The sequence below is a fragment of the Mycobacterium sp. ABE4_509 genome, from assembly GCF_056160785.1.
In genome coordinates this window covers 1-10305 of sequence record NZ_JBSWXU010000174.1, presented here as the reverse complement: position 1 = coordinate 10305, position 10305 = coordinate 1, and the positions used below count along the sequence as shown (strand labels likewise).

Annotated in this window: 10 protein-coding genes; 8 read left to right on the top strand and 2 right to left on the bottom strand. The window is 68.2% G+C overall.

Going from position 1 to position 10305, the window contains the following annotated elements; genetic code table 11:
* From whiA to ACXAID_RS24805, 7 genes are all read left to right on the top strand, one after another.
* The coding region (gene whiA / locus ACXAID_RS24835; RefSeq protein ID WP_475024845.1) for a DNA-binding protein WhiA at positions 1 to 463 on the top strand (463 nt) is incomplete at its 5' end.
* A 30-nt stretch (positions 464 to 493) separates the two neighbouring features.
* Positions 494 to 1210, top strand: coding sequence for an ABC transporter substrate-binding protein (locus tag ACXAID_RS24830; protein WP_475024844.1), 717 nt, complete (start codon positions 494 to 496; stop codon positions 1208 to 1210).
* A gap of 96 nt (positions 1211 to 1306) precedes the next feature.
* On the top strand, positions 1307 to 2329 hold the full coding sequence (gene gap, locus ACXAID_RS24825; protein ID WP_475024843.1) for a type I glyceraldehyde-3-phosphate dehydrogenase: 1023 nt from the start codon (positions 1307 to 1309) through the stop codon (positions 2327 to 2329).
* A 5-nt stretch (positions 2330 to 2334) separates the two neighbouring features.
* A complete protein-coding gene (locus tag ACXAID_RS24820; protein WP_475024842.1) occupies positions 2335 to 3567 on the top strand; it encodes a phosphoglycerate kinase in 1233 nt (410 codons plus the stop codon).
* Between the two features lie 10 nt (positions 3568 to 3577).
* Positions 3578 to 4363, top strand: coding sequence for a triose-phosphate isomerase (gene tpiA / locus ACXAID_RS24815; protein WP_475024841.1), 786 nt, complete (start codon positions 3578 to 3580; stop codon positions 4361 to 4363).
* Between the two features lie 52 nt (positions 4364 to 4415).
* The gene (gene secG / locus ACXAID_RS24810; RefSeq protein WP_475024840.1) at positions 4416 to 4649 is read left to right on the top strand and encodes a preprotein translocase subunit SecG; all 234 of its coding nucleotides are present in this window, start codon (positions 4416 to 4418) and stop codon (positions 4647 to 4649) included.
* A gap of 53 nt (positions 4650 to 4702) precedes the next feature.
* Positions 4703 to 5053: a hypothetical protein gene (locus tag ACXAID_RS24805; RefSeq protein ID WP_475024839.1), complete on the top strand. Its 351-nt coding sequence runs from the start codon at positions 4703 to 4705 to the stop codon at positions 5051 to 5053.
* Positions 5054 to 5068: 15 nt separating this feature from the next.
* Here ACXAID_RS24805 and ACXAID_RS24800 read toward each other — a convergent pair whose 3' ends face one another.
* Positions 5069 to 6742, bottom strand: a complete 1674-nt coding sequence (locus ACXAID_RS24800; RefSeq protein WP_475024838.1) for an amidohydrolase — start codon at positions 6740 to 6742, stop codon at positions 5069 to 5071.
* A 65-nt stretch (positions 6743 to 6807) separates the two neighbouring features.
* Between ACXAID_RS24800 and ppc the strand changes: the two genes are divergently transcribed.
* Entirely contained in the window at positions 6808 to 9603 is a 2796-nt protein-coding gene (gene ppc / locus ACXAID_RS24795; protein ID WP_475024837.1) for a phosphoenolpyruvate carboxylase, read from the top strand.
* A 4-nt stretch (positions 9604 to 9607) separates the two neighbouring features.
* On the opposite strand, the gene ACXAID_RS24790 is transcribed toward ppc, so the two are convergent.
* Positions 9608 to 9979 carry an ATPase gene (locus tag ACXAID_RS24790; protein WP_475024836.1) on the bottom strand — a complete coding sequence of 124 codons (372 nt, stop codon included), beginning with the start codon at positions 9977 to 9979 and terminating at the stop codon, positions 9608 to 9610.
* Positions 9980 to 10305 lie beyond the last annotated feature (326 nt).

The following is a 10305-nucleotide window of genomic DNA, read 5'->3' as shown; positions in this document are numbered from 1 at the left end:
GGCCCGCGAGGTGCGCGGCGCCGACCGCGTGGTGGTCCGCGACGGCGAGGCGATCGGCGCTTTGCTCACCCGGATGGGGGCCCAGGACACCCGCCTGACGTGGGAGGAGCGGCGGATGCGCCGCGAGGTGCGCGCCACCGCCAACCGGCTGGCCAACTTCGACGACGCGAACCTGCGCCGTTCGGCGCGCGCCGCGGTGGCCGCGGCCGCGCGGGTGGAACGTGCGCTCGAGATCCTCGGTGACACGGTGCCCGACCATCTCGCCGCCGCGGGCAGCCTCCGGGTCGCCCACCGGCAGGCATCGCTGGAGGAACTGGGCCGCCTCGCCGATCCGCCGATGACCAAAGATGCTGTGGCAGGACGCATCCGGCGGCTGCTGTCGATGGCTGACCGCAAGGCCAAACAGGACGGCATACCGGACACCGAATCTGCGGTGACACCCGACCTGCTCGAGGACGCCTAGCAGCCCCCGGGGCGCGGTAGCGTCGTCGGAGTGCAGACCTTGCGGGTCGGAGTCGCCTACCCGGAGCCGCCGTTCAACGCGATGCCCGGCGGCGGCCTCGACATCGACCTGATGACGGCGATCGCCGCCGCGGTGGGCGTCGCGGTCGAGTTCGTCGCCTTCGAGGACAGCGCGGACTTCGAGGATATCTTCGCCCGGCTGGCCGCCGGGGAGTACGACTGCGTGGCCGCCGGCGCCACCGTCACCGCCGAGCGCGAACACGCCGTGGCGTTCCTGCCGCCGTACGTGATCTCCGGGCAGGCGTTGGCCGTCGACGTGATGCGGTTGCCGGGCGTCCGTTCGATCGACGACCTCGGCGGGCTCACCATCGGGGTGCAGCGCGGCAACACCAGCCAGGCGATCGCCGAACGCCTGGTGGCCGCAGGCAAGGCCGCCACCGTGCGCGTCTACGACTACGGCGCGGTGGGCACCGCGATCGCCGACCTGACCGCCGGCGGATGCGACGCCGTCATGAAGCTCGCGCCGGCATTGACGCAGCTGGTCAGACACGTTCCCGATGTCGAGATCGTGCAGCGTGACGGAATCTCGACCGAGTCGCTGGCGATCGCGGTGGCACCCGCCGAGCAGGCGCTGCGGGCCCGGCTGCAGGTCGCCCAGGCCGAGCTGGAGGATGACGGCACCCTGCAGCGGTTGCGCCGCAGATGGCTCGGGAACCCGTTCGTCGACCAGAGTTTGGCGGTGCGCTAGTAGCGGTCCGGGCCAGCGGCGAGCGAGGGGGCACCGTCCTCTACTAGGCTGGCTGCCGAGCAGTTCAGGTCCGCGAGCGATACAGAGGAGACACACGTGACGATCCGGGTAGGCGTGAACGGCTTCGGCCGTATCGGACGCAACTTCTTCCGTGCCCTGGATGCCCAGAAGGCCGAGGGCAACAACCCCGACATCGAGATCGTCGCGGTCAACGACCTCACCGACAACGCGACTCTGGCGCATCTGCTGAAGTTCGACTCCATTCTGGGCCGGCTGCCCTACGAGGTGAGCCTCGAAGGCGACGACACCATCGTCGTGGGCAGCACCAAGATCAAGGCCCTGGAGGTCAAGGAGGGGCCGGCCGCGCTGCCGTGGGGCGACCTCGGCGTCGACGTGGTCGTCGAGTCGACCGGCATCTTCACCAAGGCCGACAAGGCCAAGGGCCATCTCGACGCCGGGGCCAAGAAGGTCATCATCTCCGCGCCGGCCACCGATGAGGACATCACCATCGTGATGGGCGTCAACGACGACAAGTACGACGGCAGCCAGAACATCATCTCCAACGCCTCGTGCACCACGAACTGCCTCGGGCCGTTCGCCAAGGTGCTGCACGACGAGTTCGGCATCGTCCAGGGTCTGATGACGACCGTGCACGCCTACACCCAGGACCAGAACCTGCAGGACGGCCCGCACAAGGACCTGCGCCGCTCCCGGGCCGCGGCACTGAACATCGTCCCGACCTCGACCGGCGCGGCCAAGGCCATCGGTCTGGTGCTGCCCGAGCTCAAGGGCAAGCTCGACGGTTACGCCCTGCGGGTGCCGATCCCCACCGGTTCGTGCACCGACCTCACCGTGGAACTGGCCAAGAAGGCCACCGCCGACGAGATCAACGCCGCGATGAAGGCCGCCGCCGACGGTCCGATGAAGGGCATCCTGAAGTATTACGACGCGCCGATCGTCTCCAGCGACATCGTCACCGATCCGCACAGCTCGATCTTCGATGCCGGCCTGACCAAGGTGATCGACAACCAGGCCAAGGCGGTGTCGTGGTACGACAACGAGTGGGGCTACTCCAACCGCCTCGTCGACCTCGTCGGTCTCGTCGGCAAGTCGCTGTAAGCCCGATGGCTTCGTCGTCGATCAAGTCACTCTCCGACCTTTTGGCAGAGGGCGTTTCGGGTCGGGGCGTGCTGGTGCGCTCCGATTTCAACGTCCCGCTCGACGGTGAGCGCATCACCGATCCGGGCCGGATCATCGCATCGTTGCCGACGTTGAAGGCGCTCAGCGATGCCGGCGCCAAGATCGTGGTCACCGCACACCTGGGCCGGCCCAAGGGCGCCCCGGACCCCAAGTACTCGCTGGCCCCGGTGGCCGCCGAGCTGGGGGAGCGGCTGGGCCGGCACGTGCAGCTGGCCGGCGGCCCCGATCGTTCCCCTGTCGGCAGCGATGCGCTGGCCCGCGCGGAGGGCCTGACCGACGGTGACATCCTGCTGCTGGAGAACATCCGGTTCGATCCGCGCGAGACCAGCAAGGACGAAGCCGAGCGGGAGTCGCTGGCCAAGGCGCTCGCCGAACTCGTCGGCGAGGGTGCGGCCTTCGTCAGCGACGGCTTCGGGGTGGTGCACCGCAAGCAGGCCTCGGTCTACGACGTCGCCAAGTTGCTGCCGCACTATGCCGGCACGCTGGTCGCCGCCGAGGTCAAGGTTCTCGAGCAGCTGACCGAATCCACCGAACGGCCCTACGCCGTGGTCCTCGGCGGCTCCAAGGTCTCCGACAAGCTGGCGGTGATCGAGAACCTGGCGACCAAGGCGGACAGCCTGATCATCGGCGGCGGAATGTGCTTCACATTCCTTGCTGCACAAGGGCTTTCGGTCGGTTCTTCGCTGCTCGAAGAGGGCATGGTCGACACCTGCCGCAAGCTGCTGGACACCTACGCCGATGTGCTGCATCTGCCGGTGGACATCGTGGTCGCCGAGAAGTTCGCCGCCGACTCGCCGCCCGAGACGGTGGCCGCCGACCGGATCCCCGACGACAAGATGGGCCTGGACATCGGGCCGGAGTCGGTGAAGCGGTTCACCACGCTGCTGTCCAACGCCAAGACGGTGTTCTGGAACGGCCCGATGGGGGTGTTCGAGTTCCCGGCGTTCTCGGCGGGCACCAAGGGCGTCGCCGAAGCGATCATCGCCGCGACCGGCAAGGGCGCGTTCAGCGTGGTGGGCGGCGGGGACTCGGCAGCGGCCGTGCGCCAGCTCGGCCTGGCCGAGGACGGCTTCTCGCACATCTCCACCGGCGGCGGCGCGTCGCTGGAATACCTCGAGGGCAAGACCCTGCCCGGCATCTCCGTACTCGAGTCCTGAAGGGGCCACCGTGTCGCGTAAGCCGCTGATCGCCGGCAACTGGAAGATGAACCTGAACCACTTCGAGGCCATCGCGCTGGTCCAGAAGATCGCGTTCTCGCTGCCGGACAAGTACTTCGACAAGGTCGACGTCACCGTCATTCCGCCGTTCACCGACCTGCGCAGCGTGCAGACGCTCGTCGACGGGGACAAACTGCGGCTGACCTACGGCGCGCAGGACCTCTCGAAGCACGACTCGGGCGCCTACACCGGCGAGATCAGCGGAGCCTTCCTGGCCAAGCTGGGCTGCTCGTTCGTCGTGGTCGGGCACTCCGAGCGGCGCACCTATCACGCCGAGGACGACGCGCTGGTCGCCGCCAAGGCGCTGGCGGCGTTCAAGCACGAGCTGATCCCGATCATCTGCATCGGAGAGCATCTCGAGGTCCGGGAGGCGGGCAACCACGTCGAGTACAACGTCGAGCAGCTTCGCGGCTCGCTGGCCGGGTTGAGCAAGGACCAGATCGCGCAGTCGGTCATCGCCTACGAACCCGTGTGGGCGATCGGTACCGGCCGGGTGGCCAGTGCCGCCGACGCGCAGGAGGTCTGTAAGGCGATCCGGGAGGAGCTGGCCAATCTGGCATCGCCGGAGATCGCCGCAGGGGTGCGGGTGCTCTACGGCGGATCGGTCAACGCCAAGAACGTGGGGGAGATCGTCGGTCAGGCCGACGTGGACGGCGCACTGGTGGGCGGCGCCTCACTCGACGGTGAGCAGTTCGCCACGTTGTCGGCCATCGCCGCGGGCGGGCCGCTGCCGTAGGGGATGCCGGGCCTGGCTCGAGCGGATGCCGTGACGATGTAGTCTGGCGGCCATGGAATTGGCCCTGCAGATCATCCTGGTCGTGACCAGTGTGCTGGTTGTGCTCCTGGTCCTGCTGCATCGCGCCAAGGGCGGCGGTCTGTCCAGCCTGTTCGGTGGCGGTGTGCAGTCCAGCCTGTCCGGCTCCACCGTGGTCGAGAAAAACCTGGACCGGCTGACGCTGTTCGTCACCGGCATCTGGGTGGTGTCGATCATCGGCATGGCCCTGCAGATCAAGTACAGCTGAACACGCCGCACCCGCCCGGCCAGGGCCTGGCGATCACGACCCGGTACTTCGCGTTGTTCTGGGCGTTCGGGCTGATCAAACCCAAGGTCCTGCTGAACGGCTACGAGGTGCCGGTGTCGGCCTGGGGCCGGGTCGTCTACCCGACCTGGCCCGGCCAGTATCACGTTCAGGTCTGGGTTCCCCACCTGGTGCCGCCCCGCGTCGGGCCGGCCGCGTATTCGGTGATCGTGCCCCCGGGTCAGCTGGTCGAGCTGGAGTACAAGCTGCCGGTGTGGACGTTCAGCCGCGGGTCGCTGGGCCCGGCGCCGCAGCGCTACAACGGGGTGTGGTTCGTCGTCGTCGCAGCGGTGATCGCGCTGGTCTTCGCCCTGGTGTTCGTGCTGGCGATCCTCGCCGGCCGCTGACCCGGGCGGCTGCCGCTAGCCCGGGTCGGGAACGGGGAACCAGCGCCCTTGAAAGACGGTGCCCAGCACCGCGATGTCCTTCAACCGCAGTGGGTCGACCTCGTACGGGTCCTCGGCCAGGACGGTGAAGTTGGCGACCTTGCCCGGTGTGATGCTGCCCAGCTCGTCTTCGAGCCGCCAGGAGTACGCGGCCTCGATCGTCACCCCGCGCAGGGCGTCATGCACCGACACGCACTGCTGGGGTCCGGCGGTTCTGCCGCTGGGCGTGCGCCGGTTCACTGCGCACCAGGCCAGCGTCAGCGGCGCGGCGGGGGCCATCGGCAGATCGGAGTGCAACGACAGCGGCACGCCGCGGCGCAGCACCGACGCAGAGCGCACCATCACGTCCGCCCGCTCGGGGCCCAGACCGTGTTCGGCGTAGCGGTCGGCGAAGCCGACGGTGTAGTAGGGGTTCGCCGAGACGATGCAGCCCAGGTCGGCGATGCGGTCCACCTGCTCCTCGCTGGAATTGGCGAAGTGCACGATCACGGTGCGGTGATCGGTACGGGGATGGCTGGCCATGCATTCCCCGATGGTGTCGAGCACCAGATCCAGGCCGGCGTCGCCGTTGACGTGGATGTGCAGCTGCCAGTCAGCCCGCCAATAGACCTTGGCGAAGGCCCGGAAATCATCGGGTTGCATCATCCACTCACCGTGGTGGCAGAGGTCGGGCAGTCCGTGGTCATCGAGGTAGGGGTCGCGCATCTGCATCAGCTGGCTGATGACCGCACCATCGGCGAACAGCTTGACCTGCTTGGGCAGCAACCGCACCTTGCCGCTTGTAGCCCGTGCGACCTGGGCCTCGGCATCGGCCACCGCCCGTGCGGGATCCATGCCGTGGTCGGCCTGGGTGCGGGCGTCGACCAGGAAGGTCGACAGCAGCGGTGTCTGGTCGGCGCCCAGGATCTGTTGGTAGAGCGGCCACGGTTCGAGTTCCCAGACGATGCCGGGTTCGTTGATCGCGGTTACGCCGTTGCCATGCAGGTAGGCGACGAGTTGTTGCAGCCCCACGGTGAGCTTGTCGATGCTGAGGAACATCGGTGCCAGCTTCGGCAGCAACAGGTTCACTCCCGACTCCCACCAGTGACCGGCGTCGAGGTTCACCATGGCGCTGACCGGGCCGTGGCCAGCCATCTCGTCGGCGGTGATGCCGAGTGCCTCGATGGCCGCCGAGTTGAGGAACCACTCGTGGCATGAGCGTTGCCAGACCGCGATCGGTCGGGTGCTGCTGACCCTATCGAGGACCGCCCGGTCCAGGGGGCCGTGCCACAGCGTGTGGTAGCCCCACGTGATCAACCATTCTCGGGGAGCCAGACGCTGGTCGGTGGCGTGCAGCGCGCTGAGGTACTGCTCGGCCGAGGTGGCTGCGGGGCAGAATCTGCCGGGCAGATTCCAGTCCTCGGTGGCGATCACTTCCGTCATCAGTGCGCTGGCACCCAGCACCGGGTGTAGATGCTGGTCGATCAGTCCCGGGCAGATGACGGCGTCGGCGAACGACTCATCGATGTCCCCGAGATGGCGCAGGTCCTCGAGCGTTCCCACGGCGGTGATGCGGCCGTCACCGACCGCGACCGCGTTCGCGTCAAGAATCGTCGGGTCCATCGTGATCACCCGACGTGCGGGGTAGACGGTCGACGCTTCGCCGGGCATGAATTCATCCTGCCCGAGATGGCTTCGTCCTGCACGCGGTCACCGGCGCACCGATACTGGAACGCATGTCTGAAGCTCCCGACAGCTCGCTCGAACCGATCGGTTCGGTCCGTCGCACCAAGATCGGGCGGGAGGCGACCGAGCCGATGCGCGAGGACATCAGGCTGCTGGGCGCGATCCTCGGGGAGACCGTCCGCGAGCAGAACGGTGACGGGGTCTTCGACCTGATCGAGCGGGCCCGTGTCGAGTCCTTCCGGGTGCGCCGCTCCGAGATCGACCGCGCCGACCTGGCCAAGCTGTTCGACGGCATCGACGTGCACCAGGCCATCCCGGTGATCCGGGCGTTCACCCACTTCGCGTTGCTGGCCAACGTCGCTGAGGACATCCACCGCGAGCGCCGCCGGGCGATCCACGAGGGCGCCGGTGAACCCCCGCGGGACAGCAGCCTGGCCGCCACGTATCTCAAACTCGACGGTGCCGACCTGGCCGCCGCCACTGTCGCCGATGCCCTGGTCGGCGCGCTGGTGTCACCGGTGATCACCGCACATCCCACCGAGACGCGCCGGCGGACCGTGTTCGACACCCAGCACCGGATCACCGAGCTCATGCGGTTGCGGATGCTCGGACTGGCCAAGACCGAGGACGGCCGTGACATCGACCTCGAGCTGCGCCGCAACATCCTGACCCTGTGGCAGACGGCCCTGATCAGGTTGTCCCGGCTGAAGATCTCCGACGAGATCGAGACCGGGTTGCGGTACTACCCGGCCGCGTTCTTCGAGGTGATCCCGCAGGTGAATGCCGAGGTCCGACAGCAGCTTCAGGCTCGCTGGCCGGATGCCGACCTGTTGCCCGAGCCGATTCTGCGGCCGGGATCGTGGATCGGCGGCGACCGGGACGGCAATCCCAACGTGACCGCCGAGATCGTGCGGCTGGCCACCGGCAGCGCCGCCTACACCGCGTTTGCACACTATTTCGACGAACTCACCGCACTGCAGCAGGAGCTGTCGATGTCGGTGCGGTTGGTGCACATCAGCTCGAAGCTGGCGGCGCTGGCCGACTCCTGCCACGAACCGGCCCGCGCCGACGAACCCTACCGGCGGGCGCTACGGGTGGTGCACGCCCGGCTGACGGCCACCTCGGCGCAGATCCTGGACCGCCAGCCCGAACACGAGCTGGACCTCGGTATGGCGCCCTACGAGACGCCGGCCGAGTTGCTGGCCGATCTCGACGTCATCGACGAGTCGCTGCGGGCCAAAGGCAGCGCCGTGATCGCCGACGACCGGTTGGCACGGTTGCGGGAGTCGGTGCGCGTCTTCGGTTTCCACCTCTCGGGCCTGGACATGCGGCAGAACTCCGACGTGCACGAGGAGGTCATCGCCGAGCTGCTGGCGTGGGCCGGGGTGCACCCGGATTACACCTCGCTGAGCGAGCCGGAGCGGGTGGATCTGCTCGCCGCCGAACTGGCCACCCGCCGGCCGCTGGTCGGCCCCGACGCTGAACTGTCCGACCTGGCCCGCAAGGAGCTGGGCATCGTCTCCGCCGCGGCCCGCGCGGTGCAGGTGTTCGGATCAGAGGCGGTACCGAACTACATCATCTCGATGTGCCAGTCGGTGTCGGACATGCTCGAACCCGCGATCCTGATGAAGGAGGCCGGGCTGCTCGACGCGTCATCCGAGCACCCGTACGCGCCGGTGGGGATCGTTCCGCTGTTCGAGACCATCGACGATCTGCAGCGCGGTTCGTCGATCCTGGAGGCGGCGCTGGACCTGCCGCTGTACCGCGCCATCGTCACCGCTCGTGGCGACAGCCAGGAGGTCATGCTCGGCTACTCCGACTCCAACAAGGACGGCGGCTACCTGGCGGCCAACTGGGCGCTGTACCGGGCCGAGCTCGACCTGGTGGAGTCCTCCCGCAAGACCGGTATCCGGTTGCGGCTCTTCCATGGTCGCGGTGGCACCGTGGGCCGCGGCGGCGGGCCCAGCTACGACGCGATCCTGGCCCAGCCGCCCGGCGCGGTGCAGGGGTCGCTGCGCCTCACCGAGCAGGGCGAGATCATCGCGGCGAAGTATGCCGAGCCCCAGATCGCGCGGCGCAACCTCGAGACACTGCTTGCCGCCACCCTGGAGGCGACGCTGCTCGACGTCGAGGGCCTGGGTGACGAAGCGGGACCGGCCTACGAGGTGCTCGACGAACTCGCTGCGCGCGCCCAGCGCGCCTACGCCGACCTGGTGCACGAGACACCCGGTTTCGTGGAGTACTTCAAGGCGTCGACGCCGGTCAGCGAGATCGGCGCGCTGAACATCGGCAGTCGCCCGACGTCGCGCAAACCCACCACCCAGATCTCGGATCTGCGCGCGATCCCGTGGGTGCTGGCGTGGAGTCAGTCGCGGGTGATGCTGCCCGGCTGGTACGGCACCGGTACGGCGTTCGAGGAGTGGATCGCCGAGGGGAAGGGCAGGTTGGAGATCCTGCAGGACCTGTACCAACGGTGGCCGTTCTTCACCACGGTCCTGTCCAACATGGCGCAGGTGCTGGCGAAGTCGGATCTCGGCCTGGCGGCGCGCTATTCGGAGCTGGTGCCCGACGAGGCGCTGCGCCGGCGGGTGTTCGACAAGATCGTCGACGAACACGAGCGCACCATCCGGATGCACCGGCTGATCACCGGCCAGGACGACCTGCTGGCCGACAACCCGGCGCTGGCCCGCTCGGTGTTCAACCGGTTCCCCTATCTGGAGCCGCTGAACCACCTGCAGGTGGAGTTGCTGCGCCGGTACCGCTCCGGAGACGAGGACGAGTTGGTGCAGCGGGGGATCCTGCTCACGATGAGCGGCCTGGCCACCGCGCTGCGCAACAGCGGCTGAACCCTCACAGCCCGGTGCTGCGGCGGACCCTGCTCACGGCGTCGCGGACCACCTGCTCGGTGGCGGCCAACGGGGAGATCACCGATTCGCCGATGCCGACGATGCGTTCGACCCGCGCGACGATGCCCTCCATCCGGTCGACGACGGATTGCAGCCGGGGTGCGAGTTCGTTGATCTGGCTGATGACGTCGTTGAACCGCTCCAGGGTGGTGTCGAGGTTGGCGGTGGAGTGGTTGAGGTCCTCGAGCGTTTCACTCAGGCCTTCCAGGATCGTGTCGACCTGCTCGACGGTGACATCGGCGTTGAGCGCCGCCTGAGCGAGTTTGCGGATCCGTTCCGGGCCGGTTCGAACTGGTCTGTCACCTCTGTCTGCCATGTCCGCAAGTATGACGCCCCCCGTGCGCCGAACTGGCATTCCGGCAGGCCCTTTCTCGCACTTTCGCTGCCGGAATGCCGTTTCGGCGCAGCCGGGGGGTGGGTTGCTGCCAGCCGACGCTCAATTCCTGCCATCCGGAATCACCGCTCTGACCTGCCGGTTACACGCACCAGAAGACCAAGATCAGCTAAGAAGAGCACCGAGAAGAGGAACCCGACATGAACAAGCTCACCCTCGCCACCGCCGCCGCTGCCGGACTGTCGGCCGCCGTCCTGGGCCTGGCCGCCCCGGCCGCCGCCGCCCCCAGCGGATCCGACGCCCAGCAG

What these genes read in the sequence shown, in the direction of transcription:
- ACXAID_RS24820 (WP_475024842.1), top strand. Translation starts at nt 2,335, where the DNA reads ATGGCTTCGTCGTCGATCAAGTCACTCTCCGACCTTTTGGCAGAGGGC.
- secG (WP_475024840.1), top strand. Translation starts at nt 4,416, where the DNA reads ATGGAATTGGCCCTGCAGATCATCCTGGTCGTGACCAGTGTGCTGGTT.
- ACXAID_RS24800 (WP_475024838.1), bottom strand. Translation starts at nt 6,742, where the DNA reads ATGCCCGGCGAAGCGTCGACCGTCTACCCCGCACGTCGGGTGATCACG.
- ppc (WP_475024837.1), top strand. Translation starts at nt 6,808, where the DNA reads ATGTCTGAAGCTCCCGACAGCTCGCTCGAACCGATCGGTTCGGTCCGT.
- ACXAID_RS24790 (WP_475024836.1), bottom strand. Translation starts at nt 9,979, where the DNA reads ATGGCAGACAGAGGTGACAGACCAGTTCGAACCGGCCCGGAACGGATC.